Below are 26,364 nucleotides of genomic sequence, written 5' to 3'. Positions count from 1 at the left end.
CGCGACGGTGAGCGACGAGGCGGCCCCGCTCGCGCTCGCCCGCGCCTGGCTCGACGCCGGACGACCCGAGCGCGCGCTCGAGATCGCGGGGCCGTGGATGGCGCAGCACCCGGACGACCGCGAGGCGATCCGCATCGTCGCGCAGGCGCTGCTCGACGCCGACCGGCCCGGCGGCGACGTCGAGGCGCGGCGCCTCGCCGACCGCGCCGTGCTGCTCGGCCCGGACGACCCGGTCGCCTGGTGGCTCTCGGCCCGCACCCGGCGGCGCCCCGCCGCCGCCCTCGAGAGCGCGCGGCGGATGCTCGCGCTCGCGTCCGACCAGCCCTGGGCGCTCCGGGCGCTGGCGGACATCGCCCTCGGCGCCGGGTCGGTCGACGAGGCGGAGGCGGCCGCGCTCGAGGCGCTCCGGATCGACGCCGACTCCCCCGCCTCGCACACCGCGATCGCCGACGTCCGGATGCAGCAGCGGCGCCGCGAGCAGGCGGTCGGGCACTACCGCGCCGCGCTCGCGATCGATCCGCTCGACGAGGACGCCCGGCGCGGGCTGACGACGATCCAGACGCAGGGCGGACGCGCGGCGGAGGCCGCGGCCGAGCTCGCGCGCATGCAGGGCGCCGCGCCCGGCGACGGCACCACCGAGGCCCACCTGGAGGCCGCCTCCGGGACGGTGCTCGTGCGCCCGGTCGTCATCCTGCTCGTCACCTGCGTGGCGCTGCTGGCCGCCGCTCCGCTCGCGGCTGGGCTGTTCGGACTCGTCCTGCCGGCGCCGTCGCGGCCCTGGACCGGTGCGGCGCTGCAGCTCGTGCTGCTCGCCGGCGGGCTCGGCGCGATCGTGCTCGCCGCACGGCGCGCCGAGCAGCGCATCGGCGGCGTGGCGCGCCGCATCCTCCGCGCGCGATTCGGCGACGGCCCCTACGTGACCCTCGCGCTCGGCTTCGCCGGGGCCGCGGTGCCGCTCGCCGTCGCCGGGATCGTGGTCGGCGCGGCCGCCGGCGATCCGGCGGGACCGATCCTGCTCGTCATGGCGGCCGACTGCGCGGCCACGGCGCTCGTGTTCGCCGGCTTCCTCGGCCGGGTGCTCGGCGCCAGCCGTCGCCGCGGCTACGCCCTCGCGATCGTGGCGATGGTGCTCGTCGCGCCCGGGATGCTGCTCGCGGCCGCTGTCGCGATCGCCGGCTTCGTGCCGTTCGCGATCGGCTTCGTCGCGTGGGACCTGCGCCGCCGATCCGCGGATCAGCGGCTGGCGGCCGAGGCGGGCGACGCCCGATGAGCGCCGACGATGTGGACCGTGCGCGGCTCCTGCTCGAGGAGGCGCGCCCGCACCAGGCGCGGGAGCTGCTGCGGCGCCGACTCGCCGAGGATCCCGACGACCTGACGGCCCTCGGCCTCGCCGCCTGGGCCGCCGAGCTCGAGGACGACCACCCCGAGGCCCTCCGGCTCGTGGCGCGGCCGCTGGCCGCGGATCCGGACGACCTCACGCTGCTCGGCGTGCTCTCATGGGCGCGCTCCGGGATCGGCGACTCGGCGGGTGCACGGGAGGCCGCCCTCCGCCGCTGCGCGCTGGCTCCGGGCGACTGGGCGGCGCTGTGCGACCTGGCCGGCATCGAGCTGCGCGGCGGGCGGCACGACGACGAGACGCTCGGCGCCGCGCGGGAGGCCGTCCGCCTCGCCCCGGATCAGCCGGCCGTGCGGCTCCGCCTCGGCGCCGTGCACCTCGCCCGGCACGAGCAGGCGGCAGCACGACGGGAGTTCGAGGAGGCGCTGCGCCTCGATCCCGCGAGCCGCGAGGCTCGCCACGACCTGGCGATCGTGGAGCTGCGCGGCGGCGGGGTCATCCGCGCCGCCCGCGAGTTCGCCGCGCTGACGGTCGACGGCGAGCTCGGACGGGCGGCGGCGCACAACCTCGGCCTGGCCGTGCAGCGCGGGCTCTGGGTCGTGCAGGTCGCGATCGTGATCGTCGCCACCGCCGTCGGCCCCCGCGACAGCGACCTCCTGGCGGGGGCGCTGTCCCAGCCGGTGCGCCTCGTCTGCGCGGGGATCCTGGTGGTGCTGTCAATCGTGGCGGTCGTCTACACCCGACGGCGCCTCGGCCCCGCGACCCGGGGCATCGTGCGGCTGTTCGCCCGTACGAGCCGATCGCTCGTCGTCTGGACCGCGTTCATGGCGGTCAGCGTCGCCGTCATCGTGGTGGCGGCGTTCGTGCCGGAGCCGATCGCCAGGCTGCTCTACGACCTCGTCCGGGTGCTCTCGCTCGCCGGGTTCGTCATCGGCGCCGTGCACACCGCGTCGCTGCGGCGGCGGGAGCCCTGACCGCCAGGGTCGCGAGCGCTCGGGTCAGACCCGCTCGAGGCGGGCGATGATCTGCGAGCGCAGGTCGTCGGGCGCCTTCTCCTGGCACGCCTTCTGGATGCGCTGGGTGATCGTGAGGCCCACGTGCACCTCGGAGGTGCAGTCGGCGCAGTTCGCGAGGTGCTCCTCGACGTCGCGGAAGTCCTCGTCGCTGAGCTCGCGGTGCAGGAACTCCTCGAGCTCGGCCTTCGCCTTGTCGCAGCCGCAGTCGGTCATCACTCTCTCCTGATCGGGTCCGGAAATCTCGTTCTCAGTCACGCGCGGGCCTCATCGCTCACGCGGGGTGGAATCCGCGACCGCGAAGCCGCGGTCGCGGGCGTAGTCCGCGAGGCGCTCGCGCAGCAGGCGGCGTCCGCGGTGCAGTCGGCTCATGACGGTGCCGACCGGGGTCTTCATGATGTCCGCGATCTCCTGGTAGGCGAAGCCCTCCACGTCGGCGAGGTACACCGCCATCCGGAAGTCCTCGGGGATCGACTGGAGGGCGTCCTTGACGTCGCTGTCGGGGAGGTGGTCGATCGCCTCCGCCTCGGCGGATCGCGTCGTGCGGTGCTGGGTCAGCGACTCCGCGCTGCCGAGCTGCCAGTCCTCGAGGTCGTCGATCGCGTTCTGGTACGGCTGCCGCTGGCTCTTGCGGTAGCTGTTGATGTAGCTGTTCGTGAGGATGCGGTACAGCCACGCCTTGAGATTCGTGCCCTGCTTGAACTGGGCGAAGGCGCTGAACGCCTTGACGAACGTCTCCTGCACGAGGTCGCCGGCATCCGAGGGGTTCCGCGTCATGCGGAGCGCGGCGGCGTACAGCTGGTCCATGAACGGCAGCGCCTGCTCCTCGAACAGCCGTCGGAGCTCGTCCGGCGGCAGGTCGCTGCGGTGGGTGTCGTCGACGTCGTAGTCGAGGTCGACGCCGTCGGCCTCGACCGGCGCGGAGCCGGTCGGGTCGTCGGGGACGGAGGGGGTGTCGGTGGTCGGCATCGCCGGTGATTCTAGTTCCGCCACGATCGCGTTCACGCCTGCTCCTCTCCCGCTCTGCTCGCCCGGTGCCCCGGGGACCGCCGTCCGCGGCGGTCACCATGGGCAACCGGCGCGCGCGGCAGGGTATTCCGATGGGAGTCCCTCGGACGCGGGGACGCGAGCGGTGCTCGATCTTCCTAGCCTGACGGGATGGACCATCGCGAGCCCCCGCAGCCCGCACTCGCCGACACCGTCCTCCGTGCTCGTCAGTACCTGGCGCTGAGGCGCCCGCAGGACGCGCTGCGCGAGCTCGGCCCCCACCTCGCCGCGAACCCGGACGACGTGTCGGCGTTGACGACGGCGGCCGCGGCGCAGACGGCGTGCGGCGACCACCGGGAGGCGGTGCGGTTCTCGGACCGAGCACTCGCGCTCGAGCCCGATCAGGACGAGGCGCTGTCCACCGCTGTCTGGGCCCGGCTCGGCGCCGCCGACGGCCGCACCGCCATCCGGCTGGCGCAGCGGCGGGTCGACCTCCGGCCCGACGACGCTGCGGCGCTTGCCGAGCTCGCGGCGATCCAGGCCGCCACGCAGGGACGATACGGCCGCGGGCTCCGCACCCTGCAGACGGCGAAGCGACATGCCGCCCCGGGCGAGCTCGACGACGCCGAAGCGCTCGTCTGGAGCCTCCTCGGCGATGCGAGACGAGCTCGGAAGTACCGTGCTCGAGTGCTCGGCGCGCGTCCCGACGACCCCCGGGCGCACGTCGGCCTCGCGGACGCCGACCGCGAGCGTGGCGCGAACATCCTCGCGCTGCGCGGCTACGCGGAGGCGGCCGCGGCGCTCGGGTCGACGCCGGACACCGTCGCCGGCATGGCACGAGCGGCCTCCGGGGCGATGCTGCGGGTGAGCATCGGAACGTTCCTCCCGCTCCTGACCCTGGCCTGGCTCGGGCAGTGGCAGGCGGCGCGCATCACGGTGGCGGTCATCGTCGTGCCGATCCTCGTCGCCGTCGCCGCCTTCGCGGTGCTCCGGCTCGGGCCCGCGCGTGCTGCCGTGGTCGCGTACCTCGTCGTCCGGGAGCGGCTGCCGGTCGCCGCCGGCCTGCTCGCGACGATCTCGGGAGCCACGCTGCTCGCCTCCGCGCTCGTGCCCGATCCCGCGCCCGCCGCGCTCCTCACCGCGCTCGTGACGGTCTCCGTCGGAGGGATGGCCGGAGCCGTCGTCGCTGCGGCCGCCCGCCCCGCAGAGCTGGAGGTCCGGCGGCTCCTCGGCGCCGAGCTGCGCCGGCGGAGCGTCGGAGCGGGCACGACGACGGGGCAGTTCGCCGCCATGATCGCCGGCGGCCTCGTCGTCGCCGCCGTCTTCGCCGCCTGGGTGTGGTGGCGCCTGGGCGGAGCGAACTGACCGCGCGGGGATCGCGGCATCCGCGGGCGATACCCTGAGCGCGATGGTCTTCCAGCGCTACTCCGGCCCCGACGAGACCCTGCGCGACGTGCAGGCGCCCTCGGCGGCCCCGCTCTGGCCCGCGCCGACGGCGCGCGGCCCCCTCGCGGCCCGGCTGCGGCTGCCCGGCTCGAAGAGCCTCACGAACCGCGAGCTCGTGCTCTCGGCACTGGCTGACGCGCCGACGCTGCTGCGCGCGCCGCTGCACTCCCGCGACTCGGCCCTGATGATCGAGGCGCTGCGCGGACTCGGCGTCGACGTCGTCGAGCGCCCCGCCTCCGGGGACTACGGGCCCGACCTGCTCGTGACGCCGGGCGAGCTGCTCGGCGGCCGCTCCATCGACTGCGGACTGGCCGGCACGGTCATGCGCTTCCTGCCGCCCGTCGCGGCCCTGGCGCTCGGACCGGTGCAGTTCGACGGCGACGAGGGCGCCCGCCGGCGTCCGATGCGCACGATGATCGACGCGCTGCGCGCGCTCGGGGTCGACATCTCCGACGACGGCCGCGGCGCGCTGCCGTTCGGCCTCTACGGCACCGGATCGGTGCGCGGCGGCGAGCTCGAGATCGACGCCTCGGCGTCGAGCCAGTTCGTCTCCGGGCTGCTGCTCGCCGCGCCGCGCTTCGAGGAGGGCCTGACGCTGCGGCACGCCGGCGAGCGCCTGCCGAGCCTGCCGCACATCGAGATGACGATCGCCTGCCTCGCGGCGCGCGGCGTGGTCGTCGAGTCGCCGGAGCCCGGGGTCTGGATCGTGCCGGCCGCCCCGATCGGCGGCGGCGAGGTGGCCATCGAGCCCGACCTGTCGAACGCGGCGCCGTTCCTCATCGCCGCGATCGTGGCCGGCGGCGAGGTGGCGATCGAGGGCTGGCCCGAGACGACGACGCAGGTCGGCGCCGACCTCGCCGACCTGCTGCCGCTGTTCGGCGCCGCGGTGCGCCGCGACGGCGACGCGCTGGTCGTCGACGGCGGTATCGGGCTCCGCGGCGGCGCGAGCATCCCGGGAGTGGATCTCGACCTCTCGACCGGCGGCGAGCTCGCTCCCGCGATCGTCGCGCTCGCGGCGCTGGCCGACGGCCCGAGCCGCATCACGGGCATCGGCCACCTCCGCGGCCACGAGACCGACCGCCTCGCCGCGCTCGCGACCGAGCTGACGAAGCTCGGCGGCGACGTCACGGAGACCGACGACGGGCTCGAGATCCGCCCCGCTCCCCTGCATGCCGGCTCCTGGCACAGCTACGCCGACCACCGGATGGCGACCGCCGGCGCGATCGTCGGGCTCGCGGTTCCGGGCGTCGAGGTCGAGGACATCGGCACGACCGCGAAGACGCTGCCCGAGTTCACGAGGCTCTGGGCCGACGCCGTGCCGGCGATCGGATCGTGACCCCGCCCATGGCCGCGCGCGCATGAGCTGGCTCCCGCCCGACGACGATGACGACGAGGGCTTCGAGGCCTGGGACGAGCGCGACGTGCACGTGCGCCCGAACCCGAAGGGCAACCGTCCGCGCACGAAGCAGCGTCCGCAGCACGCGGACGCCGCGATCGGCCGGGTCATCGGCGTCGACCGCGGCCGGTACACGGTCCTCATCGACGAGGACGGGCCGGACGAGCGCGAGGCGATCACGAAGCGCGCCTCCGAGCTGCGCCGAGACGCGATCGTGTCGGGCGACCAGGTCGACGTCGTCGGCGACACGACCGGCGACGACGGCACGCTGGGACGGATCGTGCGCATCCGCGAGCGCCGCAACCTGCTGCGGCGCTCGGCCGACGACTCCGACGAGGTCGAGCGTGTGGTCGTGGCCAACGCCGACCAGCTGCTGGTCGTGATCGCCGCCGCGGATCCCGAGCCGCGTCCCCGCCTCGTCGACCGCTACCTCGTGGCGGCGTACGACGTCGGCATCGCGCCGCTCCTCGTGGTGACGAAGACGGATCTCGCCGACCCCGCGCCGTTCCTCGCGAACTTCGCCGGCCTCGACATCCCGGTCTTCACGAGCGACCGTGAGCACCCGCCGCTCGACGAGCTGGTGCCCGTGCTCGCGGGACGCACCACCGTCGCCGTCGGCCATTCCGGCGTCGGCAAGTCGACGCTCGTCAACGCGCTCGTGCCCGGCGCCGACCGGGCGATCGGGCACGTCAACGCCGTCACCGGCCGCGGGCGCCACACCTCGTCGTCGACCGTCTCGCTGCGGCTGCCGGGCGGCGGCTGGATCATCGACACCCCGGGCGTGCGCTCGTTCGGGCTCGGGCACGTGCGGCCGGAGAGCGTGCTGGCCGGGTTCGCCGACCTCGCCGCCGTCGCCGAGGAGTGCCCGCGCGGGTGCACCCACCTCGTCGACGCGCCGGACTGCGCCCTCGACGAGGCGGTCGAGGAGGGCCGGCTGCCCGCGGACCGCGTCGACTCCCTGCGCCGCCTGCTCGCTAGCCTGAGGTCATGACCGACCACAGCCCGGCCGACGACCTCTCCCTCGCCCTGGCCCTGGCCGGCGAAGCCGACCTCATCTCGCTCGACCGCTACCGCGCCGCCGACCTCGACGTGAGCCTCAAGGCGGACCGGACGCACGTGACCGATGCCGACCAGCGCGTGGAGCGCGTGCTCCGGGACGCGCTGGCCGCCGCCCGGCCCGGCGACGGCATCCTCGGCGAGGAGTTCGGCTCCGACCAGGCCGCGGGCGCGCCCGGGCGGCAGTGGATCATCGACCCGATCGACGGCACGGCGAACTTCATGAAGGGCCTGCCGATCTGGGGCACGCTGATCGCGCTCGCCGTCGACGGCGTGCCGCAGGTCGGCGTCGTCAGCGCCCCCGCCCTCGGCCGCCGCTGGTGGGCCGCCACCGGACACGGCGCGTGGATGTCGCAGGACGGCACCGCCGGCACGGAGCAGGATGCGGCTCCGCGCCGCCTCGCCGTCAGCGGCACCTCTGACCTGGCCGAGACCTCGATCAGCTACAACTCGCTGCAGGGCTGGGACCAGGCCGGGCGCCTCGACGAGCTCGTGGCGCTGAACCGCGCCGTGTGGCGCACCCGCGCCTTCGGCGACCTCTGGTCGTACATGCTCGTCGCGGAGGGCGTCGTCGACGTCGCCGCCGAGTTCGACCTCAAGCCATGGGACGCGGCAGCGCTGATCCCGATCGTGCGCGAGGCCGGCGGCGAGATCACCGGCGTCGACGGCGAGGACCCGCTCACGGCCGGCAGCCTGCTCGCGACGAACGGCGCGCTGCACGCCGCGGTCCGCGCCATCGTCTCGCGCTAGCCGCGCGACGATCGCGTCGGCGAGCCCGGGCGGAGGTCCCGGCGGATCGTCATCCGCTCGCAACACCGCGGCAACACGGCGCCCCTAGCGTCGCCTGCATGCAGGTCGAGCAGGTCGATCCGTTCATCGGGACGGAGGCGACGGACCTGCCCGCCCGCAGCGGGCTGGCCGCGACGTGGTGGTGGCCGAAGCCGCAGGTCGGCAACACGCATCCCGGTGCGACCTTCCCGATGGGCATGGTCTCCGCCTGTGCGTACTCCGGCGCCTATCCGACCGGCTACGGCCGGTACGACCTCTCGACCGAGGGCCTGCCGCCCGAGCTGCACGAGGAGGCGATCGCCTCCGGGTTCACGCACTTCCAGCAGTCCGGCACCGGCGCCATCCGCAAGTACTACAACTACGTGCGCGTGACGCCGATGATCGAGCCGCTCGACGTGCTCGGGCGCACCTGGCGCCTGCTCGACGAGCGGGCCGAGCCGGGCCGCTACGCCGCGGAGCTCGACTCGGGCATCGCGGCCGAGCTCACGGTCGGGCCGAAGAGCGCGGTGCACCGCTACACGTTCCCCGACCATCCGAACGCGCGCGTCGTGATCGACCTGTCGACCGGCGGGCTCGTCATCCCCTATTCGGCGACCATCCCGCTCCGTGCGCACCTCGCCTCCCTCTCGCCCGGTGTGGCGCAGGGCCAGGTCGTCGTCGAGGGCGCGCCGCTCTCCATCCACGTCGAGTGCGACGCCGAGGGCTGGCGCCAGATGCTCTGGTACGACCGCCGGCTCATGCCCGGCGGCACGCGGCTCGACTTCGACCACATCCGGCCGACGACGCTGCGGCCGTTCGGCCTCATGTGGGCGGGGCCGAGCCGCGCCGGCCAGACCGTCGAGGTGCGGATCGGCTTCTCGCTCCGCGACACCGAGACGGCCCGCGAGAACCTCCACCACGACGTGGGCACCGGGCCCGCGCGGTACGAGATCCGTCGCGACCGCACCCGGAAGACCTGGCGCAAGCACCTCGGCGCGGTGGCCATCGAGACGGACTTCACCGAGCAGGAGACGGTCTTTGCCACGGCGCTGTACCACTCGCTGATCAAGCCGTGCCTCGCGCCCGGCGAGAGCCCGTTCTGGCCGTCGCCGGGGCCGTTCGCGTTCGACATCTCGACGATGTGGGACATCTACCGCACCCAGCTGCCGCTGCTCACGATGCTCTACCCGGAGCGCGCGGTCGAGCTCGCCAACGCGCTGCTCACGATCTGCGAGGAGGAGGGCAACTTCCCGATCGGCTACCGGATGGCGCGCGGCAGCGACCGCTTCTCGCGCCAGGGCAGCGCCCTCGCCCACACCTTCCTCGCCGACCTCTGCCGGCTCGGGCTCCCCGGCATCGACTGGGAGTGGGCACTCGTGCACATGGCCGCGGATCTGCGGCGCACCTACGGTGAGGACTACCTGACCCGCGGGCTGGCCCAGCCGGTCTCGCACACGCTCGACATCGCGGCCGGCTACTGGTGCACGGCCGCCGTCGCGCGGCACGTCGGCGACCGTGCCCTCGCCGAGGAGCTCACCGGCCTCGCGGATCGCTGGCCGAACGCCTTCGACCCCGCGACCGGGCTGCTCAAGGACAGCGACTTCTACGAGGGCTCGAAGCACAACTACTCGTTCCGCCTGCTGCACGACATGCGCGCGCGCGTCGGGCTCTCCGGCGGCGACGAGGCGTTCACCCGGCAGCTCGACGCCTTCTTCGGCGTCGGCGCCCCGCCGGTGGTGCAGCCCGGCCTCCGCCCGGGCTCCGAGGAGATGGCCGCGGGCTACGCGCTCGGGCGCTTCGAGGGCCTGAACAACGAGCCGGACATGGAGGCGCCCTGGGCATACCACTGGGCCGGCCGCCCGGACCGCACCGCCGAGATCGTCGCCGCCGCCGTGCACCAGCAGTTCGGCACCGGCCGCGGCGGCCTCCCGGGCAACGACGACTCCGGCGGGCTCAGCTCCTGGTACGTCTGGGCGACCCTCGGCCTGTTCCCGGTGGCCGGCCAGAGCCTCTTCCTGCTCGGTCCGCCCGCGGTGCCCGGCTCGATGCTCCGGCTGGGCGACGACGGCCTCCGGATCGGCACCCGCGGGTTCCGCTCCCCCGGCCGCGGCGAGACGCCGCAGTACGTCGCCGCCGTCGAGCTCGACGGCGTGCCGCTCGACCGCACCTGGCTGACCGCCGCCGAGGTCGCCCGCGGCGGGGAGCTCGAGTTCGAGCTCGCCGACGCCCCGAGCGGATGGGGAGCGGACGTCCGCCCGCCGTCCGCATCCGATCCCGCCTGACCGACCCGCCGCCGCCGACCCGCCCCTGCCGACCACCGACCGCCGTCCCACCACCGGAGGATCCCCATGACCGACCGCCGACTCGTCATCGTCGTCCGTGCCGACCCCGTGATCTGCGGGCACTCCGTCGAGGCGCGCAACCTGGCCGAGGTGGCGCTCACGCGCGGCTTCGACGAGGTGCGCATCGTCACCTGGCCGATCGAGCGCCTCGAGGAGACCGGCCTGCCGCTCAAGCCCCTCGAGACCGTGCTGCCCTACTCCGCCGGCATCGAGGTGGAGCGACCCGAGCCGGTCGGCGACTACAAGATCCCCGACGGCCGCTACCTCGCCGGCATGATCGGCCGTCTCGTCGAGCTCTTCACCGACGGCGTGCCGACCGTCTGCCTGTCGCTCTACCTCAGCCCGCACACGCTCGCGGTGGCGGAGGCCGTCCGGGTCGCGCACGGCACCGGCCTGCCCGTCGACGTCACGACGATCGCGGAGGCGGTCGGATCGGACGTCACGAACGTGGTGCGCTCGTGCGTCGAGCGCGGCGACTTCGGCGCCGCCGCGCAGATCCTCACGGCGTACCTGAGCCAGGACCTCTGCGTCGCCGTGTCGCAGTACACGAAGGACCTCATCGTGTCGGCCGCCGCCGAGCTCGACGAGCTCCGCGGCACGCGGTTCGCGGCGCAGTGCGAGGAGCGCGTGGCGGTCTCCTACCCGGCGATCGACAGCTCCGTCTACGTCGAGGTGACGGACGACGACGTCGCGGCCGCCATGGCGGCGCGCGGACTCGAGCGCGAGGGCTACGTGCTGTTCCTGTCGCGGCTCACGAAGCCGAAGGGCGTCGACGACCTCATCGACGGCTTCGCGGCGAGCCACGCGGCGCGCGGCCTGCAGCTCGTGATCGCCGGGCGCGGACCGGAGGCCGAGAACCTCCGGGCGTACGCCGCCACGTCGGAGGCGGCGGACCGCATCCGCTTCCTCGACGACGTCGGCGACGCGGAGAAGCCCGCGCTGATGGCCGGCTGCGCCGCCTACGCGCTGCCGTCGAAGCCGCGACCGGAGTTCGTGGAGACCTTCGGCATCGCGCTCGCCGAGAAGATGCTCGCCGGCGGCGGTCCCGTCATCACCACCCTGACGGGCGGCATCGGCGAGGCGGTCGGCGAGCACGCGCTGATCGTGCCGGTCGACGAGCCGGCGGCCATCACCGCGGCGCTCGACCGGGCCCTCTCGCTGTCGCCGGCCGAGCGGGCGGCCTCGGCCGCTGCGGCGCGCGACTTCGCGTTGCAGTTCGATCGCGAGGCGGTCTTCGACCGCATGTTCGAGCGCCTCGGCGAGGTGGTCGGCGCCCGCTGAGGCCCGCACGGGACTGCGCCGCCGCCGGTCGGTGCTCGGGCCGCGCCGGGGCTCGAGCGGGCGCGCCGGAGCTCAGCCGACCGTGCCGAGCGAGTCCGCACCGAGCGCGCGCGCCAGCTTCGATCCGGACGGGGACACGACCGCGCCGGCGGCGAGCAGCGCCGCCTCGACGCCGTCGAGCAGCGCCGCCGCCTCCCGCTCGTCGTCGGGGGCGCCGGGCAGCAGCTCCGCCTCCCACTCCCGCCAGGAGCGGACGACCCCGCCGCGCACGTCCGACGCCCGCACCCGGTCATCGGCGAGCTCGACGAGCGCCGCGCCCGTGCCGTCGCGGAGCACCGTGATCGTGCGGCGGGTCTCGAGCCGGGCGAGCTCGGTCAGCGGGGCCCCGCCGATGATCGCCCGGACCCGGTCGAGGAGCTCGGCGGGGACGGAGTCCGACAGCGGCGCCGTGACCTCCTCGCGGCCGAGCCGCGCCGGCAGCTTCAGATGCCAGCCGGCGTCGTGCCCGCCGGTGCGCCGCCGCAGCGCGATCGCCGACCGCGCCAACGCCCCATCCGCGGTGTCGAGGTAGACGGCCGCGAGCTCCACGGTCTCGGGGGCGTCCGCGTCCAGCCAGTCCGGCGTCGCGATCACCGCCGCGTCGTCGACGTCGTACTTGCGCTCGATCTCGATGGCGGATGGCATCCGTCCAGGCTCCCGGTCCGGGGCCGCGCACCGCAACCCGATCCCCCCGGAATGGAGGCGGGTCGCACCTTCCGCCCGGCGGACGCCGATTCTATGCTGAGCCGACCCCAGCTCTCCTGCCCGAACCGGAGGCCGCTATGCGCACCCTCGCCCGCCTCGCCGTCGCCGGCGTGCTCGTGCTCTCGCTCGCCGGCTGCACCGCGATCGGCGATGCCGGCCGCGACCTCGCCCGCCGGCTCGCGGGCGGGGATCCGTCCGACCCGACGACCTCGTCCGACGGCAGCGGGGCCGGCAACACGGAGATCGGCTACCTGCAGGTGGGCGACTGCTACCGCGAGGTCGACGACGACTACACCGTCGACGTCGTCGACTGCGACGACAGCCACGACGCCGAGCTCTACGCACTGCTCACGGTTGGCGGCGACGACTATCCCGGCGACATCGCGGTCGACAAGTACGCGCGTGTGCACTGCCTCACGGCCCTGGAGCAGTACGACCAGCTCGAGTTCGAGAAGTCGACCCTCGACTACTGGTACTACGTGCCCGACCAGACCGGCTGGCGCGCCGGCGACCACATCGTCGCGTGCTACGCCTACGCGTGGGACTACAGCCGACTGAGCACGTCGATCGCGGGCGCGCAGCTGTAGCGGCTGCCGAGTGCTGTGGTCTCCGCAGCGCGTGACACGACCGGTGCCGGAGCACCCTCTGGGTGGAGATGGGGGGAATCGAACCCCCGTCCACTGCTGAGAGACTGCGCCTTCTACGGGCGTAGCTCGTGAGAGCGTTCTGCTCGGCCCCGACCTTCGTCACGAGCACCTAGGTCGACGGGCCCAGCCTCAGAGAAAGTCCCGCGATGCCCTGAGACGCAGCATCGCAGCGAGCCTCCTAGATGACGCCAGGATCCGGGACGGAGGCGAGCCCGGACTGACGGACTATCGACTCTGCTTAGGCAGCGAGAGCGAAGTCGGTGCGCTTGGAATTGGCACCTATGGATTGCCAGGAGCGTTAACGAGATAACCCGGCGTCCTCGGCCCGCTTCTCGCCGTCGAACAGGCAATGTCGAAACCGATCATCCCCATGCGACGAGCGCTCCGCGTCCTGATGGACGGGAGGCGGGTCATGTCACGCGCTGTGGAGTTGCCAAGCCGTCCTGCGACGGCAGCCGTCCCGGAGGACAGCCCTCCACTATAGGACAGAACCGGTCAGAACGCGTCCGGCCGCGCGAACTCGAGGCTGTCGGAGGTCGTGGCCGCGATCATCGGGAGCGCGCGGCGGATCGAGAGGTCGATGCGCGAGCTGAGCTCCTCGGAGCTGACCTGGTAGTCATCGAAGTCGGGCTCGCCGGCGTAGATGCCGAGCGGGAGCGTATGCGCCTGGAAGAAGCCGAACAGCGGACGCATCTGGTGCTCCACGAGCAGGGCGTGGCGATCGCTGCCGCCGGTGGCCGTGAGGATGACCGGCTTGTCGATGAGCGCGTACTGGCCGACGTGGTCGAAGAACAGCTTGAACAGGCCCGTGTAGGTGGCGCGGTAGGCCGGCGAGCCGACCACGAGCACGTCCGCGGCCTCCACGGTCTCGAGCGCCCGCTGCGCCGCCTCGCCGATCTGCGGGCGGAACACCCCCTGGCCGAGCTCCGGCAGCAGCGGCGCGAGCTCGAGCAGCGTCACCTCGCCCTCGATGCCGCGGGCCAGCCGCTCGGCGACCTCGGAGACGAGCGCCGTCGTGCGGGAGGGCCGGGTCGGGCTGCCGCTCACGGCGACGACCCGGAGCGGACGGCGGGGCGTATCGGTCATGCGTCGATCCTGCGCTTCCCGAGCCGACCGTCCAAACACCGTGACCCCGGGTTACGCCGCGCGGATGCCGGGAGGAGGCCGCATGCCGCTCCCGGCATCTCGACAGCACTCGGTGCGCCGCGCTACGGTCGCGCCGTGGCCGACACCGTGATCACCGTCCGAGGCGACCACGAGACCCGCGTGCCGCCGGAGCGCGCGACCGCGACGCTCTCGGTCACCGGCGACGGGCCGGAGCGGGCGGAGCTGGTCGCCGTCGTCGGCGCCGCCGCCACCGAGATCGGCGTCGACGTCGCCGAGCACCTCGATGCCGCGGCCGGCCCCATCGTCTCCTGGTCGTCCGACCGCATCTCCGTCTGGACCGAGCAGCCGGTCGACGACCGCGGCCGCCGTCTCCCACCCGTGCACCACGCCAGCGTGGGCGTGCGGGTTCGCTTCGCCGACTTCGACGAGCTGGCCGCCTGGATCGATCGGGTCGCCTCGCGCGAGGGCGTGCAGGTCGAGGGCATCGCCTGGGAGCTGACCGACGCCACGCGCACGTCGATCACGGCGGAGGTGCGCTCCCGCGCGGTGCGCGACGCGGTCGACAAGGCCACGGTCTACGCCCACAGCATCGGGCTCACCTCCGTCAGGGCGATCGCGATCGCCGATCCGGGGATGCTCGGCGACCCCGGCGCCCCGGGCGGCGACCCCGCTCCCCGGTTCGCGATGGCCGCGAGCCCGTCGGGCGGCGGGCTGGCGTTCACGCCGGACGACATCCGCATCCGCGCCGCGGTCGACGCCCGCTTCGTCGCGTCCTGAACCGGGCCGGTCCGATCTGAGCCGCCGCTGTCCGGGCTGAGCACGCCGGACCGAGCGGCACCGGATCGGATCAGCGCGAGCGGCGCCGCCCGACCTGGTCCGCGACCGCGAACCCGATCGCGAGCAGCAGGAACGCGGCGACGACCGCGGCGGCCGCGCGGAACGCGTCGTGGAACTCGGTGAGCCCGGGATCGGACGTCGAGGCGACCACGGCGTAGAACGCCGCGGTCGCGGCGGACAGGCCGATCGCGGTGCCGACGCGCTGGCCGAGCTGGGCGATCGAGCCGGCGACGCCGCCCTCCTCCACCGGCACGTCCGCGAGGGTCAGGGTCTGGTTCGGCGAGATGACCGCGCCGGCGCCGAAGCCCGCGAACAGCATCGCGGCCGCCATGCCGTACGGCGCCGCCTCGGCCGGGAGGATCTCCGCCAGCAGCAGGTTGAGGCCCAGCCCGGCCGTCACGACGACCAGGCCGCCGATGACGAGCGGCCGGCCGAGGCGGCCGACGAGCCGCCCGCTCCACCACGCCGAGAAGGCGCTCGAGAGCGCGAACGGGATCGTGACCATCCCGGCGAACACCGGCTCGAGCCCGAGCCCCTCCTGCAGGAACAGCGTCTGGCACAGGAACGTCGCCGGGAGCGCCGCGAAGTAGACGGTCGCGACGAGCGCGCCGTTGCGGAAGCCGCCGTCGCGCAGCAGCTGGAAGTCGACCACCGGCGTCCGGCCGCGGGCGCGGTAGCGGCGCTCCCACACTACGAAGAGCGCGAACAGCCCCGCGAACGCGAGCAGCGCGAACCAGCGCTGCGGCGGATCGCCGCGGCCCGTGGTCAGCACGAACGGGAGCATGAGCGCGAGCACCGACAGCGCGAGCAGCAGGATGCCGATCGGATCGAGCGAGGCCGAACCGCGCTCGCGCCGCTGCCCTCGGGGCAGCAGACGGAACGCGATCACCCAGAGGATCGCCGCGAGCGGCACGTTCATCCAGAACAGCAGCCGCCAGCCGTCCGTCGGCCCACCGACCGCGATGAGCAGCCCGCCGAGGGTCGGGCCGAACGCGGTCGAGAGGCCGATGATCGCGCCGAACAGGCCGAAGGCCCGTCCGCGCTCCGAGCCGGTGAACAGCTGCTGCACGAGGCCGAGCACCTGCGGCATCTGGATGCCCGCCGCGACACCCTGCAGCACGCGGCCGATCACGAGCGTCTCCGCGTTCGGCGCGAGCGCGCAGAGCAGGCTCGTCGCGCCGAACCCCGCGAGGCCGATGAGGAACATCGCCCGTCGCGAGTAGAGGTCGCCGATGCGGCCGGCCGGCACGAGCACGAGGCCGAACGCGAGCGCGTAGCCGGCGACGGTGAGCTGGAGGGCCGTCGGGCCCGCGTGGAGGGCCTTCTCGATGGAGGGCAGGCCGACGTTGACCTTCGACAGGTCGAGGATCGTGAGGGCCGCTACCGACACCGCGACGGCGAACGCCGACCAGCGGGAGTCGCGGCCCGATCCGGTGCCCGCTCCCCGGTCGGATGCGGGTGCGGTCGCCTCGGTCGGGTCCTCGCCGCCGCGCTCCGCCGTCTCCGTCATCCCTCCCAGCCTAGGAGGCGCCCCGCGGCGAGGGCCGGGAGCACACAGCCCGCGCCCAGCGGCGCCGCTACCGTGGACGCATGGCTTCCGCACCCGGCGCAGCGACGCGCCTCGGCATCCCGATCGAGTACTCCGCCGACCTCCACGAGGCGGCCGCCGAGGCCGTCGAGGCCGAGCGGATCGGCGTCGACCTCGTCTCCGTCTCCGAGGCCTACTCGGCCGACGCCGTCAGCCGGCTCGGCTATCTCGCCGCCGTGACCGAGCGGATGACGCTCGCCGCCGGCATCCTCCCCCTCTACAGCCGCACGCCCGCCCTGCTCGCGATGACCGCCGTCGGGCTCGACGACGTCTCCCGCGGGCGGTTCGAGCTCGGCCTCGGCGCCTCCGGTCCGCAGGTGATCGAGGGCTTCCACGGGGTGCCCTACCGCCGCCCCCTCGCGGCCATGCGCGAGACCATCGAGATCTGCCGCCAGGTCTGGCGGCGCGAGCCTCTCGTGCACGACGGCACCGAGTTCCGCATCCCGCTGCCGGCCGACGTCGGCACCGGTCTCGGCAAGCCGCTGAAGATCATCACCCGCCCCCGGCGCGAGCGCATCCCGATCGCCGTCGCCGCGCTGGCTCCGAAGGCGGTCGCGCAGGCCGCGGAGCTCGCCGAGGGCTGGATCCCGCTGTTCTACTGGCCCGAGCGCGCGGCCGACGCCTGGGGCGACGCCCTCGCCGCCGGGCTCGAGCGCCGCGCGCCGGAGCTCGGCCCGCTCGACGTGCAGGCCTCAGCACCGCTCCTGCTCGACGGCGACGCCGAGCAGGCGCTCGCCCGCCACCGCGCGCACCTCGCGCTGTACGTCGGCGGCATGGGCGCGCGCGGCGCGAACTTCTACAACGACCTCGCGGTGCGCTACGGCGCGGGCGACGCCGCCGAGACCGTGCAGGAGCTCTACCTGACCGGGCGCAAGGAGGAGGCCGCGGCGGCGCTGCCGGACGACTTCGTGCACGGCACGGCGCTCATCGGCTCGGAGGCGCACGTCGCCGAGCGGATCGCGGCCTACCGCGCGGCCGGCGTCACCACGCTGCTGGTGGAGCCGCTGGCCGCGACCCGTGCCGAGCGACTCGACCACCTCGGGGTCGTGCGGCGCCTGCTCGACGCCTGAGCGCGGCTACTCGCCGATGTGCGAGCGCGTCGACATGGCGCGCTCGGCCTCGCGGCGGTCCTGCCGCTCGCGGAGCGCCTGGCGCTTGTCGTACTCCCGCTTGCCCTTCGCGACCGCGAGCTCCACCTTCGCCCGGCCCTCGCTGAAGTAGATCGAGAGCGGCACGAGCGTGTAGCCGCCCTGCTTGGTCTTGTGGCTGATCTTCACGATCTGGGCGCGGTGCAGCAGCAGCTTGCGCTTGCGGCGCGTCGCGTGGTTCGTCCACGAGCCGCTGCCCCACTCGGGGATGTGCACGGCGTCGAGCCACATCTCGTCGCGGTCGTCGATGAACGCGTAGCCGTCGACGAGCGACGCGCGTCCCTCGCGCAGCGACTTCACCTCCGTGCCGGTCAGCACCAGGCCGGCCTCGTAGGTGTCCTCGATCGTGTAGTCGTGGCGCGCGCGCCGGTTCGACGCGACCACGCGCTGACCCTGCTCCTTGGGCATGTGCGCCTCCCTCGAACCGCGGCTGACCGAGCGCCCGGCGATCGGACGCAGCCCACCAGACTAGCCCAGGTCAGACCTTGAGGTAGCGGCGGATGGCGAAGCTCGCCGAGAGCGCGGCCAGGACCGCCCCCATCACGACCAGCACGGGGATCACCAGCAGCGCGTCGCGCGTGCCGATGAGCGACGTGCCGAGCGGCAGGGTCTCGGCGAGGTAGCCACGCACGAAGAAGCGGACCAGCACCCAGACGGCGGTGCCGGCCAGCACCGATCCGATGAGCGAGGCGATCACCCCCTCGATCACGAACGGCGTCTCGATGAACCGGTTCGACGCGCCGACGAGCCGCATGATGCCGAGCTCCCGCCGTCGGGAGAACGCGCTGAGGCGGATCGTCGTGGCGATGAGCAGCACGGCGGCCACGAGCATGAGCACGGCGATGCCGATCGCCGTGTAGCTCGCGGCGTTGAGGGCGTCGAAGATCGGCTGCAGGTACGAGCGCTGATCGACCACCTCGTCGACGCCGGGCTGCCCAGCCAGCGACTCGCTGATCACGGCCGAGCGGTCCGGGTCCTTGAGGTTGATCCAGAACGTCTGCGGCAGCAGGTCCGGCGTCACGAGCGACGAGACGCTCGAGTCGGAGAACTGCTCCTTGAACTTGTCGTACGCCTGCTGGTGGTTCTCGAACTCGGCGTTCTTGATGTAGCCCTTGAGATCCGCGCCGTCGAGCTTCTGCTTCACGGCCGCGATCTGCTCGTCCGTGGCCTCCGTCGCCGCGCAGGTCTTGCTCTGTGACAGGTTCGTGCAGAGGTAGACGGCCACCTGCGCACGGTCGTACCAGTAGCCCTTCATCTGCGTGATCTGCAGCTGCATGAGCATCGCGGCGCCGACGAAGGTCAGCGAGATGAACGTCACCAGCACGACGGAGACGACCATCGAGAAGTTGCGGCGGAGCCCCTGCCCGACCTCGGCCAGGACCAGTCCGAGCCTCATCGTCCGTCCTCCCCGTCGCGTCCGCGCACGACCGGCAGCGACGTCGTCGCCCGGCTCACCGCGTCGGCGAGCGCGGCCGCCGCGGTACGCGGGGCCTCCGGCTCGGGGGCGGATGCGGCGGGCGCGGCCGGTGCGGCTGTGGCGGGGGCTGCGGGCGCGGATGCCGCTGCCGCGGGCGCGGCCGCGGCGGGCGCCGATGCCGCGGCCTCGTCGCGGGCTGCGGAGGCCGCCGGTGTGCGCACCGGCTGGGTGCGGACGGGCGTCGGGCGCAGCTCGGCGGGCTCCTCGACGACGCGTCCGCTCTGCTCGAGCACCTGCTCGGCCGCCTGGATCGGGATCGCGGAGGTCTGGTAGCCGCCGCCGCGCTCGTCGCGCACGATGCGGCCGGAGACCAGCTCGATCACGCGGCGCTGCATCTGGTCGACGATCCCGGCGTCGTGCGTGGCCATGACCACGGTCGTGCCGTTCGCGTTGATCGCCGACAGCAGCGCCATGATGCCGGCGCTCGTGGCGGGGTCGAGGTTGCCGGTCGGCTCGTCCGCGAGCAGCACGGCGGGCTTGTTGACGACGGCGCGGGCGATGGCGACGCGCTGCTGCTCGCCGCCGGAGAGCTCGTGCGGCATCCGGTGCTGCTTGCCGGCCAGGCCGACCAGCTTCAGCACGTCGGGCACGGCCTCCTGGATGAAGCCCTTGCTCTTGCCGATCACCTGGAGGGTGAAGGCGACGTTGTCGTAGACCGTCTTGTTGTTGAGCAGACGGAAGTCCTGGAACACGACGCCGAGGTTGCGCCGGAAGTACGGCACCTTGCGCGACGAGAGCGTGTTGAGGGTCTGGCCGAGCACGTGGATGCGGCCCTGCGTCGGCTTGTCCTCCTTCAGGACCAGGCGGAGGAAGCTGGACTTCCCGGAGCCGGACTGGCCGACGAGGAAGACGAACTCCCCCTTGAGGATCTCGAGGTCGATGCCGTCGAGGGCGGGACGCTGGGTGCCGCGGTAGGTCTTGGTGACCGAGTCGAAGCGGATCATGGCTCGACCAGGCTAGGCGCGGGATCCGGGGATCCCGGGCGCGACACCCCCGCGCGCCGGGACTCGCAGGGTCCCCGTCCGGGGCACGCGCTGGCAGAATCGGCGGGTGACCGACGCCCGCCCGAGCCCGACCCTGGCCCTGTTGCGCCGAGCCCGCCGCGCCGAGCTCGAGCTGGCGCGCGCGTTCGACCCGCACGGCCTCACGGTGCGCAAGCACGACGTGCTGCGCGCCATCGCGGCGACCCCGGGGGTCTCGCATGGCGAGCTCGCTCGCCGGGCCGGCGTCGACATCCACGGCGTGCGGACCCTCGTGCGCGCACTCGTCGAGCACGGGCTCGTGCGCGAGGTCGTGCCGGCCGGCGGGCACGCGCCGCTGCTCTCCGCCACCGAGCGCGGTGGACGGGCGCTCAGCGCGATCGACACCGCCCTCGCGCGCCTCGACGACGAGCTCTTCACCGGCGAGGACGGCGGCGACCTCGCCTCCGCGCTCCTGGCCGAGACGGTCTCGCTGCCGCAGCCGCCGGAGGACTGAGGGTCGCGCCCCTGGGCGCGGACGGCGGTCTCGCGCGCGGTCCATGCGCGGTCCGCGTTTCGCGCCCCGTCCTGGTTTTCGCGTCCGGCCCTGGTTTTCGCCAACGTCTGTGCGAAACGCCGAGGCGGTGAACGGAGGCGGCCTCCGTTTTCTGAAGGAACGCTGTGCGATCCGCTCCGGACCGGCGCACCGCTCCCCCGCGGTCGTAGCGTCGCGACCATGACAGACCCCCGAACCTGGTTCATCACCGGAACGTCCCGCGGCTTCGGCCGAGAGTGGGCGGAGGCCGCGCTCGCCCGCGGCGAGCGCGTCGCCGGCACCGCCCGCGACCTCGCCAGCGTCCAGCCGCTCGTCGAGCAGTACGGCGACGCCTTCCTCCCCATCCGCCTCGACGTCGCCGACCGCGCCGCGGACTTCGCCGCCGTGCAGCAGGCCGCCGAGCATTTCGGGCGACTCGACGTCGTCGTCAACAACGCGGGCTACGGCCAGTTCGGCATGATCGAGGAGCTCAGCGAGGCCGAGGCGCGCGACCAGTTCGAGACGAACGTCTTCGGCGCCCTCTGGGTGACCCAGGCCGCGCTGCCGATCCTGCGCGCGCAGGGCTCGGGGCACATCCTGCAGGTGTCGTCGATCGGCGGCATCAGCGCGTTCGCGAACATCGGCATCTACAACGCCTCGAAGTGGGCGCTCGAGGGCTTCTCGCAGGCGCTCGCCCAGGAGGTCGCCGAGTTCGGGATCGCGGTCACGATCATCGAGCCCGGCGGCTTCACCACCGACTGGGGCGGCGCGAGCGCGAAGCACGCGGAGCCGGTCGCCGCCTACGACGAGGCCCGCGAGCGCCGTCAGCGCGCCCGCGGCGGGATGGGCGGCTACGACCCGTCCGACACCTCGGCCGCGATCCTCGCGGTGGTCGACAGCGACGAGCCGCCGCTGCGCCTCTTCCTCGGTGCGCACCCGCTCGACATGGCGAAGGCGGACTACGCGAGCCGCATCGCGGAGTGGGAGCAGTGGGACGCGGTGTCCGTCGCCGCCGGCGGCACGCGCGACTGACCGGACCGCCTCGCCGTTCTGCAGGAGCTTCGCGGCCCGTTCACGCGATGACGGGCCGCGAAGTCCTGCAGAACCGTGGCGTCCTGCGGAACGCGGCGTCCTGCGGAACGGACGAGTCCGGAGGACGCGGGGGCAAGCCGGCCTAGCCGCCGAACTGACGCCCCGACGGGCCGAGGCTCAGTCGTCGTCCTTGCGCTTGCGCCAGCGGATGCCGGCCGCGATGAAGCCGTCGAGCTCGCCGTCGAGCACCGTCGCCGGGTTGCCGACCTCGAAGCCGGTGCGCAGGTCCTTGACGAGCTGCTGGCCGTAGAGGAAGTACGAGCGCATCTGGTCGCCCCAGCTCGCCGTGATCGTGCCGGCGAGCTCCTTCTTCTTCGCGGCCTCCTCCTCGCGCTGCAGCAGCATGAGGCGGGTCTGCAGCACGCGCATGGCGGCCGCGCGGTTCTGGATCTGCGACTTCTCGTTCTGCATCGACACGACGATGCCCGTCGGCAGGTGCGTGATCCGCACCGCCGAGTCCGTCGTGTTCACGCTCTGACCGCCGGGGCCCGACGAGCGGAAGACGTCGACGCGGATGTCGTTCTCCGGCACCTCGACCTCCTTCGCCTCCTCCATCACGGGGATGACCTCGACTGCGGCGAAGCTCGTCTGGCGCTTGTCGGCGCCGCCGAAGGGGCTGATGCGCGCGAGGCGGTGGGTGCCGGCCTCGACGCTGAGCGTGCCGAACGCGTAGGGCGCGTCGATCTCGAATGTCGCGGATTTGATCCCGGCGCCCTCCGCGTAGGAGGTGTCCATGACCTTGGCCGGGTAGCCGTGCTTCTCGGCCCAGCGGAGGTACATCCGCATCAGCATCTCGGCGAAGTCGGTGGCGTCGTCGCCGCCGGCGCCGGAGCGGATGGTGACGACCGCCGAGCGGTCGTCGTACTCGCCGTCGAGGAGCGTCTGCACCTCGAGGTCGCCGATCGTCTTCGTCAGCGAGGCGAGCTCGCGGTCGGCCTCCGCCGCCATCTCCTCGTCGTCGGCGGCGAGCTCCGCCGCGACCTCGAGGTCGTCGATGCGCCCCTCGACGTCGGTGACCCGCTTGAGATCCGCCTGGCGGTGGCTCAGCGCGCTGGTCACCTTCTGCGCGTTCTCGGTGTCGTCCCAGAGGTCAGGGGCGCCCGCCTGCTCCTCGAGCTCGGCGATCTGCTTCCGCAGTCCGTCCACGTCCACCACCGAGCGGATGTCGTCGAAGGTCGAGCGGAGCGCCGCGAAGCGGTCGGGGAAGTCGGGCGAGATCATGGCCGGGCCAGCCTACCCGGGGGCGCGCCGGGGCCGGTCGACGCCGGGTCGACCGTGCGGCCGCCGGGGCGGGAGTGCGGCCGTCGGCGCGGTATACCAGGAGTAGCGTGACCGGTGACATGACCACGACTCCGCCGACGTTCCGCTGGCGGACCGTGATGGTGTCGGCCCTCCTGCCCACGGTGCTGTTCTCGATCGGCGAGGGCGCGATCATCCCGATCATCCCCGTCGTGGCGCACCGCCTGGGCGCCGACCTCGCGCTGTCCGGCGTCATCGCGGCGATGCTGCTCGTCGGCGAGCTGATCGGCGACATCCCGAGCGGCGCCGTGGTGGCCCGCATCGGCGAGCGCCGCACCATGATCGGCGCGGCCGGCGTCGCGGTGCTCGGCCTGCTGCTCTGCGTGCTCGCGGCGAACCCGGTCATGCTCGGCGCGGGCATCCTGCTCGTCGGCGTCGCCACCGCGTCGTTCGCACTCGCCCGGCACGCGTTCATGACGAGCTTCGTGCCGGCGCAGTACCGGGCCCGCGCGCTGTCGACGCTCGGCGGCACCTTCCGGTTCGGCTACCTGGTCGGCCCGTTCCTCACCGCGGGCCTCATCGAGGTCACCGGCTCGGCCGCCTACGCGTTCTGGATCCACCTCGTCGCGTGCGCGCTCACCGCCCTCGTGCTCATCGTGCTGCCCGACCCGGCAGCCCAGCTGCGACGGGCCGGCGCCGAGCCGGAGCCGACCACCGGGTCCGTCGAGGTCGGCGACGAGGCGCGCGGGCTGTTCCGGACCATCGCGCGCAGCCGCCGCATCCTCGGCTCGGTCGGCGTCGGCTCGGCGATGGTGTCGGCGCTCCGTGCGAGCCGGCAGGTGGTGCTGCCGCTCTGGGCGGTGAGCATCGGGCTGCACGAGACGAACACCGCCGTGATCATCGGCATCGCCGGCGCGGTCGACTTCGCCCTGTTCTACCTCGGCGGTCAGATCATGGACCGCTTCGGACGGCTCTGGGTCGTCATCCCGTCGATGATCGGCCTCGGCGTCGGCCATCTCGTGCTCGCCCTCAGCGCCGCGCTGCCCGGACCCGTGGTCTGGTTCGTCGTGATCGCGATGTTCCTCTCGCTCGCGAACGGGATCGGCTCCGGCATCCTCATGACGATCGGAGCGGACCTCGCGGATCCGCGCGACCCCGCCCCGTTCCTCGGCGCGTGGCGGTTCTGCAACGACTCGGGGGCCGCGCTGGCGCCGCTCCTGGTGTCCGGCGTGACCGCGTTCGCCGGCCTGCCGATCGCCGCCGCGGTGCTCGGCGCGCTCGGACTCGGCGGCGCCGCCGTCATGCGCGTCTCCCTGCCGAAGCACAGCTCGCGCGCCTGATCCGGCGCACAGCCAGTTCCCACTTGTCGTTGACGCATCACCAGGCGCACACTCGATCGAGTGAGTGGGTATATCGATTCATCGTCCACCGGTCCTGAGCATCTGAACGACTCCGCCGATCTGCGCGAGCCCCTCACCGAGACCCGGCGCATCATGCGAACCGGCACCACGTGGGTGGCCGCCGGCGCCATCGCGCCCGCGCTCGGCCTCGGCCCTCTGCTGGCCTCCGGCTTCCGTCCCGCGCAGCTGCCCGCCGCCCTCGGACTCGCCTTCTGGATCGGCGTGGTCGCCGCCGGCATCGGACTCGCGCTGCTGATCTGGGCCGCGTGCCCCGTGCCCGCGTTCCCGCTCGAGCAGGCGCACCCGCAGAAGGTGTTCAGCATCCGCATCGGCATCGTGATGAACATCGCCGGCATGGCGCTCGTGGGGATCACGATGCTGCTGAGCCCGGTCCCCGGCGTCGGAGGCTAGGGCCCGGAGCGCGCTCCCTCAGCGCAGGACGGCGCGCGCCGTCGACGTCACCTCCAGGCGGATGCCCTCCGGCAGCACCAGCGTGAGGACCGGCGGGCGCCACGCCCCGGCGACCGTCACCTGCGCCGAGCGGCCGTCCGGCGTGGTCGCCGACAGCAGCTGCAGCTCCTCGATGCGCGTCGGATCGGCCGCCGCGAGGTAGCCGCGCGCCGCGGACTCCACCTCGTCGTCCCGGAGCCGGGGCAGCTCGCCCGGCGCATCCGGGGCGCGGTCGAGCGGGAACGACTCCGCGCCGGCGAGCGCGGCGCCGTCGGCGATCGTGTACAGCCGCTTCCGCTCGATGTTCAGCGATCCGGCCGCGAGGACGACGAGCACCAGCGCGAGGCACAGCGCCGCGAAGACGGCGACGAGCGGGAGGATCGAGCCGTCGTCGTCCAGCGCCCGCCCCGGTTCCGACGAGGTGGTCATCCGCCGCTCCGGAAGCGCGACACCGGCTGGCTGGACGACGCCTCGATCGGGATCGACGCGGGCGCGTCGACGTCGAGCACCGCAGGCACGAGCGGCAGCGGCACGACCGTCTCGACGCGCACGGTCACCGAGCCGCCGCGCCCCAGGCAGTCGGGCGGGTCCGGAGCGCACACGACCCGGACGCGCGCCGACTCGGCGTCGACCCCGTAGTCCGCCAGCGTGACCGCGACGGCGTCGGCGAGGCGGGCGCGGGCCTCCGCCTCCGAGTCCGCGCGGACGAACACCCGCGCGCCCTGCCGTGCCGCGCCCTCGGTCGCGAGCGCCGCGCCGTGGACCGCGGCGACGACGAGCACGAGATAGATCGCCGGCAGCAGGAGGAGGAGCCCGGCCGCCAGGAACTCGACCGAGGCGGATCCGCGCTCGTCGGCCAGCCGTACGCGAAGCGCGGCGATCGCCTCAGCCCAGGCCCTCGAGGGCCGCATGACCCGACACCTCCAGCCCGCGGTCCGGTCCGAGCAGGCCGACGACGGGCAGGGGCGCCCGCACCGTCACCACGACCACCGTGTGGCCCTGCCAGTCGGTCCGCGCGACCGAGATGTCGCGCTCGTACCCGCTTCCGAGCGCGGCGTCGAGCAGCGCGGCCGTGCGCACCTCCCCCGCGCCCGGCTCCGCGTCGGCGAGTGCCGCCTGACGCGCTCCTTCGGCCGCCGCATCCAGCACCGTCGTCCGGACGTACAGCGCGAGCGCGAGCTGGATGACCGCGAGCACGACGAGCACGAGCAGGGCAGACACCAGCGCGAACTCCGCCGGCGCCGATCCCTCCTCGTCCGCGAGTGCAGTGCGCGCACTCCGTCGGCCCGCGCCGTGCCCGTCCACGGTCAGAAGCCGGTGACCCGCGAGATCGCGTTCTCGAACAGCTGGCTCAGCGCCGGGCCCGCGAGACCCCAGATCACGATGACGAGCCCGCAGGTCATCAGGGTCACGAGCACCCAGCCGGGCACGTCGCCGGTCTCGTCGGCGAGCCGCTCGCGCAGCGGCACGCGGACGATGGAGCGGAGTCGATCGAGCAGTCGCATGAGAACCTCCG

Annotated in this window: 28 protein-coding genes and 1 other RNA gene; 15 read left to right on the top strand and 14 right to left on the bottom strand. The window is 73.8% G+C overall.

The window, feature by feature from the left end:
- The first annotated feature begins 7 nt into the window (after window positions 1-7).
- Both AC1RSJ_RS12565 and AC1RSJ_RS12560 read left to right on the top strand, forming a co-directional pair.
- Window positions 8-1,270 carry a tetratricopeptide repeat protein gene (locus tag AC1RSJ_RS12565; RefSeq protein ID WP_493118727.1) on the top strand — a complete coding sequence of 421 codons (1,263 nt, stop codon included), beginning with the start codon at window positions 8-10 and terminating at the stop codon, window positions 1,268-1,270.
- Window positions 1,267-2,310, top strand: coding sequence for a hypothetical protein (locus AC1RSJ_RS12560; protein WP_493118726.1), 1,044 nt, complete (start codon window positions 1,267-1,269; stop codon window positions 2,308-2,310). Before AC1RSJ_RS12565 ends, AC1RSJ_RS12560 begins: the two co-directional genes overlap by 4 nt.
- A 24-nt stretch (window positions 2,311-2,334) precedes the next feature.
- Here AC1RSJ_RS12560 and AC1RSJ_RS12555 read toward each other — a convergent pair whose 3' ends face one another.
- Together AC1RSJ_RS12555 and AC1RSJ_RS12550 are read right to left on the bottom strand one after the other, a co-directional pair.
- The gene (locus tag AC1RSJ_RS12555; RefSeq protein ID WP_493118725.1) at window positions 2,335-2,565 is read right to left on the bottom strand and encodes an anti-sigma factor family protein; all 231 of its coding nucleotides are present in this window, start codon (window positions 2,563-2,565) and stop codon (window positions 2,335-2,337) included.
- 51 nt (window positions 2,566-2,616) lie between these two features.
- Complete coding sequence (locus tag AC1RSJ_RS12550; protein WP_493118724.1) at window positions 2,617-3,318, bottom strand: sigma-70 family RNA polymerase sigma factor; 702 nt, start codon at window positions 3,316-3,318, stop codon at window positions 2,617-2,619.
- A 189-nt stretch (window positions 3,319-3,507) separates the two neighbouring features.
- On the opposite strand from AC1RSJ_RS12550, the gene AC1RSJ_RS12545 reads away from it, so the two are divergent.
- From AC1RSJ_RS12545 to AC1RSJ_RS12520, 6 genes are all read left to right on the top strand, one after another.
- Window positions 3,508-4,701 carry a hypothetical protein gene (locus AC1RSJ_RS12545; RefSeq protein ID WP_493118723.1) on the top strand — a complete coding sequence of 398 codons (1,194 nt, stop codon included), beginning with the start codon at window positions 3,508-3,510 and terminating at the stop codon, window positions 4,699-4,701.
- Between the two features lie 43 nt (window positions 4,702-4,744).
- Entirely contained in the window at window positions 4,745-6,118 is a 1,374-nt protein-coding gene (gene aroA, locus AC1RSJ_RS12540) for a 3-phosphoshikimate 1-carboxyvinyltransferase (RefSeq protein WP_493118722.1), read from the top strand.
- 22 nt (window positions 6,119-6,140) lie between these two features.
- Entirely contained in the window at window positions 6,141-7,169 is a 1,029-nt protein-coding gene (gene rsgA / locus AC1RSJ_RS12535; protein WP_493118721.1) for a ribosome small subunit-dependent GTPase A, read from the top strand.
- Window positions 7,166-7,984, top strand: a complete 819-nt coding sequence (locus AC1RSJ_RS12530) for an inositol monophosphatase family protein (RefSeq protein WP_493118720.1) — start codon at window positions 7,166-7,168, stop codon at window positions 7,982-7,984. Before rsgA ends, AC1RSJ_RS12530 begins: the two co-directional genes overlap by 4 nt.
- 98 nt (window positions 7,985-8,082) lie before the next feature.
- A complete protein-coding gene (locus tag AC1RSJ_RS12525; RefSeq protein WP_493118719.1) occupies window positions 8,083-10,284 on the top strand; it encodes a glycoside hydrolase domain-containing protein in 2,202 nt (733 codons plus the stop codon).
- Window positions 10,285-10,350: 66 nt separating this feature from the next.
- On the top strand, window positions 10,351-11,625 hold the full coding sequence (locus AC1RSJ_RS12520) for a glycosyltransferase (RefSeq protein WP_493118718.1): 1,275 nt from the start codon (window positions 10,351-10,353) through the stop codon (window positions 11,623-11,625).
- Window positions 11,626-11,697: 72 nt separating this feature from the next.
- Here AC1RSJ_RS12520 and AC1RSJ_RS12515 read toward each other — a convergent pair whose 3' ends face one another.
- Window positions 11,698-12,309: a CYTH domain-containing protein gene (locus AC1RSJ_RS12515; protein WP_493118717.1), complete on the bottom strand. Its 612-nt coding sequence runs from the start codon at window positions 12,307-12,309 to the stop codon at window positions 11,698-11,700.
- Between the two features lie 137 nt (window positions 12,310-12,446).
- Between AC1RSJ_RS12515 and AC1RSJ_RS12510 the strand changes: the two genes are divergently transcribed.
- Window positions 12,447-12,956 carry a septum formation family protein gene (locus AC1RSJ_RS12510; protein ID WP_493118716.1) on the top strand — a complete coding sequence of 170 codons (510 nt, stop codon included), beginning with the start codon at window positions 12,447-12,449 and terminating at the stop codon, window positions 12,954-12,956.
- Between the two features lie 60 nt (window positions 12,957-13,016).
- Here the strand turns inward: AC1RSJ_RS12510 and ssrA are convergent.
- Window positions 13,017-13,386, bottom strand: a transfer-messenger RNA (tmRNA) gene (gene ssrA / locus AC1RSJ_RS12505).
- A 125-nt stretch (window positions 13,387-13,511) separates the two neighbouring features.
- On the bottom strand, window positions 13,512-14,102 hold the full coding sequence (gene msuE, locus AC1RSJ_RS12500) for an FMN reductase (RefSeq protein WP_493118715.1): 591 nt from the start codon (window positions 14,100-14,102) through the stop codon (window positions 13,512-13,514).
- 135 nt (window positions 14,103-14,237) lie between these two features.
- On the opposite strand from msuE, the gene AC1RSJ_RS12495 reads away from it, so the two are divergent.
- The gene (locus tag AC1RSJ_RS12495) at window positions 14,238-14,900 is read left to right on the top strand and encodes an SIMPL domain-containing protein (protein ID WP_493118714.1); all 663 of its coding nucleotides are present in this window, start codon (window positions 14,238-14,240) and stop codon (window positions 14,898-14,900) included.
- A 70-nt stretch (window positions 14,901-14,970) separates the two neighbouring features.
- Here AC1RSJ_RS12495 and AC1RSJ_RS12490 read toward each other — a convergent pair whose 3' ends face one another.
- Window positions 14,971-16,470, bottom strand: coding sequence for an MFS transporter (locus AC1RSJ_RS12490; protein WP_493118713.1), 1,500 nt, complete (start codon window positions 16,468-16,470; stop codon window positions 14,971-14,973).
- An 80-nt stretch (window positions 16,471-16,550) separates the two neighbouring features.
- Here AC1RSJ_RS12490 and AC1RSJ_RS12485 point away from each other — a divergent pair, with 80 nt between their 5' ends.
- Entirely contained in the window at window positions 16,551-17,618 is a 1,068-nt protein-coding gene (locus tag AC1RSJ_RS12485; RefSeq protein ID WP_493118712.1) for an LLM class F420-dependent oxidoreductase, read from the top strand.
- A gap of 6 nt (window positions 17,619-17,624) precedes the next feature.
- Here AC1RSJ_RS12485 and smpB read toward each other — a convergent pair whose 3' ends face one another.
- From smpB to ftsE, 3 genes are all read right to left on the bottom strand, one after another.
- Window positions 17,625-18,104, bottom strand: coding sequence for an SsrA-binding protein SmpB (gene smpB, locus AC1RSJ_RS12480; protein WP_493118711.1), 480 nt, complete (start codon window positions 18,102-18,104; stop codon window positions 17,625-17,627).
- A gap of 70 nt (window positions 18,105-18,174) precedes the next feature.
- Window positions 18,175-19,092, bottom strand: coding sequence for a permease-like cell division protein FtsX (gene ftsX, locus AC1RSJ_RS12475; RefSeq protein WP_493118710.1), 918 nt, complete (start codon window positions 19,090-19,092; stop codon window positions 18,175-18,177).
- Window positions 19,089-20,117: a cell division ATP-binding protein FtsE gene (gene ftsE, locus AC1RSJ_RS12470; RefSeq protein ID WP_493118709.1), complete on the bottom strand. Its 1,029-nt coding sequence runs from the start codon at window positions 20,115-20,117 to the stop codon at window positions 19,089-19,091. Before ftsE ends, ftsX begins: the two co-directional genes overlap by 4 nt.
- Window positions 20,118-20,223: 106 nt before the next feature.
- Here ftsE and AC1RSJ_RS12465 point away from each other — a divergent pair, with 106 nt between their 5' ends.
- Both AC1RSJ_RS12465 and AC1RSJ_RS12460 read left to right on the top strand, forming a co-directional pair.
- Entirely contained in the window at window positions 20,224-20,649 is a 426-nt protein-coding gene (locus AC1RSJ_RS12465) for a MarR family winged helix-turn-helix transcriptional regulator (protein ID WP_493118708.1), read from the top strand.
- Between the two features lie 219 nt (window positions 20,650-20,868).
- Window positions 20,869-21,699 (top strand): SDR family oxidoreductase, encoded by an 831-nt coding sequence (locus AC1RSJ_RS12460; RefSeq protein WP_493118707.1) that lies wholly within the window; start codon window positions 20,869-20,871, stop codon window positions 21,697-21,699.
- Window positions 21,700-21,876: 177 nt separating this feature from the next.
- Here AC1RSJ_RS12460 and prfB read toward each other — a convergent pair whose 3' ends face one another.
- Entirely contained in the window at window positions 21,877-22,980 is a 1,104-nt protein-coding gene (gene prfB, locus AC1RSJ_RS12455; RefSeq protein WP_493118706.1) for a peptide chain release factor 2, read from the bottom strand.
- Between the two features lie 119 nt (window positions 22,981-23,099).
- Here prfB and AC1RSJ_RS12450 point away from each other — a divergent pair, with 119 nt between their 5' ends.
- Together AC1RSJ_RS12450 and AC1RSJ_RS12445 are read left to right on the top strand one after the other, a co-directional pair.
- Complete coding sequence (locus AC1RSJ_RS12450; protein ID WP_493118705.1) at window positions 23,100-24,338, top strand: MFS transporter; 1,239 nt, start codon at window positions 23,100-23,102, stop codon at window positions 24,336-24,338.
- A 153-nt stretch (window positions 24,339-24,491) separates the two neighbouring features.
- A complete protein-coding gene (locus AC1RSJ_RS12445) occupies window positions 24,492-24,809 on the top strand; it encodes a hypothetical protein (protein ID WP_493118704.1) in 318 nt (105 codons plus the stop codon).
- Window positions 24,810-24,827: 18 nt separating this feature from the next.
- On the opposite strand, the gene AC1RSJ_RS12440 is transcribed toward AC1RSJ_RS12445, so the two are convergent.
- Genes AC1RSJ_RS12440 through AC1RSJ_RS12425 form a run of 4 tightly spaced genes read right to left on the bottom strand, consistent with a single transcriptional unit; the run spans window position 24,828 to window position 26,353 of the window.
- On the bottom strand, window positions 24,828-25,277 hold the full coding sequence (locus tag AC1RSJ_RS12440; protein ID WP_493118703.1) for a pilus assembly protein TadG-related protein: 450 nt from the start codon (window positions 25,275-25,277) through the stop codon (window positions 24,828-24,830).
- Complete coding sequence (locus tag AC1RSJ_RS12435; protein ID WP_493118702.1) at window positions 25,274-25,759, bottom strand: hypothetical protein; 486 nt, start codon at window positions 25,757-25,759, stop codon at window positions 25,274-25,276. Before AC1RSJ_RS12435 ends, AC1RSJ_RS12440 begins: the two co-directional genes overlap by 4 nt.
- Window positions 25,734-26,153, bottom strand: coding sequence for a TadE/TadG family type IV pilus assembly protein (locus AC1RSJ_RS12430; protein ID WP_493118701.1), 420 nt, complete (start codon window positions 26,151-26,153; stop codon window positions 25,734-25,736). Before AC1RSJ_RS12430 ends, AC1RSJ_RS12435 begins: the two co-directional genes overlap by 26 nt.
- Before the next feature lie 2 nt (window positions 26,154-26,155).
- Window positions 26,156-26,353, bottom strand: a complete 198-nt coding sequence (locus AC1RSJ_RS12425) for a hypothetical protein (protein ID WP_493118700.1) — start codon at window positions 26,351-26,353, stop codon at window positions 26,156-26,158.
- Window positions 26,354-26,364 lie beyond the last annotated feature (11 nt).

The sequence above is a fragment of the Schumannella sp. GW821-FHT10F01 genome (assembly GCF_058809295.1).
The sequence above is the reverse complement of the archived record's forward strand: the minus strand, read 5'-3'. Positions and strand labels throughout refer to the sequence as shown.

What these genes read in the sequence shown, in the direction of transcription:
- AC1RSJ_RS12515 (WP_493118717.1), bottom strand. Translation starts at nt 12,309, where the DNA reads ATGCCATCCGCCATCGAGATCGAGCGCAAGTACGACGTCGACGACGCG.
- AC1RSJ_RS12550 (WP_493118724.1), bottom strand. Translation starts at nt 3,318, where the DNA reads ATGCCGACCACCGACACCCCCTCCGTCCCCGACGACCCGACCGGCTCC.
- AC1RSJ_RS12560 (WP_493118726.1), top strand. Translation starts at nt 1,267, where the DNA reads ATGAGCGCCGACGATGTGGACCGTGCGCGGCTCCTGCTCGAGGAGGCG.
- AC1RSJ_RS12490 (WP_493118713.1), bottom strand. Translation starts at nt 16,470, where the DNA reads ATGACGGAGACGGCGGAGCGCGGCGGCGAGGACCCGACCGAGGCGACC.
- AC1RSJ_RS12450 (WP_493118705.1), top strand. Translation starts at nt 23,100, where the DNA reads ATGACCACGACTCCGCCGACGTTCCGCTGGCGGACCGTGATGGTGTCG.
- AC1RSJ_RS12425 (WP_493118700.1), bottom strand. Translation starts at nt 26,353, where the DNA reads ATGCGACTGCTCGATCGACTCCGCTCCATCGTCCGCGTGCCGCTGCGC.
- AC1RSJ_RS12520 (WP_493118718.1), top strand. Translation starts at nt 10,351, where the DNA reads ATGACCGACCGCCGACTCGTCATCGTCGTCCGTGCCGACCCCGTGATC.
- AC1RSJ_RS12460 (WP_493118707.1), top strand. Translation starts at nt 20,869, where the DNA reads ATGACAGACCCCCGAACCTGGTTCATCACCGGAACGTCCCGCGGCTTC.
- ftsX (WP_493118710.1), bottom strand. Translation starts at nt 19,092, where the DNA reads ATGAGGCTCGGACTGGTCCTGGCCGAGGTCGGGCAGGGGCTCCGCCGC.
- AC1RSJ_RS12440 (WP_493118703.1), bottom strand. Translation starts at nt 25,277, where the DNA reads ATGACCACCTCGTCGGAACCGGGGCGGGCGCTGGACGACGACGGCTCG.
- rsgA (WP_493118721.1), top strand. Translation starts at nt 6,141, where the DNA reads ATGAGCTGGCTCCCGCCCGACGACGATGACGACGAGGGCTTCGAGGCC.
- prfB (WP_493118706.1), bottom strand. Translation starts at nt 22,980, where the DNA reads ATGATCTCGCCCGACTTCCCCGACCGCTTCGCGGCGCTCCGCTCGACC.
- aroA (WP_493118722.1), top strand. Translation starts at nt 4,745, where the DNA reads ATGGTCTTCCAGCGCTACTCCGGCCCCGACGAGACCCTGCGCGACGTG.
- AC1RSJ_RS12545 (WP_493118723.1), top strand. Translation starts at nt 3,508, where the DNA reads ATGGACCATCGCGAGCCCCCGCAGCCCGCACTCGCCGACACCGTCCTC.
- AC1RSJ_RS12435 (WP_493118702.1), bottom strand. Translation starts at nt 25,759, where the DNA reads ATGCGGCCCTCGAGGGCCTGGGCTGAGGCGATCGCCGCGCTTCGCGTA.
- AC1RSJ_RS12445 (WP_493118704.1), top strand. Translation starts at nt 24,492, where the DNA reads ATGCGAACCGGCACCACGTGGGTGGCCGCCGGCGCCATCGCGCCCGCG.
- AC1RSJ_RS12530 (WP_493118720.1), top strand. Translation starts at nt 7,166, where the DNA reads ATGACCGACCACAGCCCGGCCGACGACCTCTCCCTCGCCCTGGCCCTG.
- AC1RSJ_RS12510 (WP_493118716.1), top strand. Translation starts at nt 12,447, where the DNA reads ATGCGCACCCTCGCCCGCCTCGCCGTCGCCGGCGTGCTCGTGCTCTCG.
- AC1RSJ_RS12525 (WP_493118719.1), top strand. Translation starts at nt 8,083, where the DNA reads ATGCAGGTCGAGCAGGTCGATCCGTTCATCGGGACGGAGGCGACGGAC.
- msuE (WP_493118715.1), bottom strand. Translation starts at nt 14,102, where the DNA reads ATGACCGATACGCCCCGCCGTCCGCTCCGGGTCGTCGCCGTGAGCGGC.
- AC1RSJ_RS12555 (WP_493118725.1), bottom strand. Translation starts at nt 2,565, where the DNA reads ATGACCGACTGCGGCTGCGACAAGGCGAAGGCCGAGCTCGAGGAGTTC.
- AC1RSJ_RS12485 (WP_493118712.1), top strand. Translation starts at nt 16,551, where the DNA reads ATGGCTTCCGCACCCGGCGCAGCGACGCGCCTCGGCATCCCGATCGAG.
- ftsE (WP_493118709.1), bottom strand. Translation starts at nt 20,117, where the DNA reads ATGATCCGCTTCGACTCGGTCACCAAGACCTACCGCGGCACCCAGCGT.
- smpB (WP_493118711.1), bottom strand. Translation starts at nt 18,104, where the DNA reads ATGCCCAAGGAGCAGGGTCAGCGCGTGGTCGCGTCGAACCGGCGCGCG.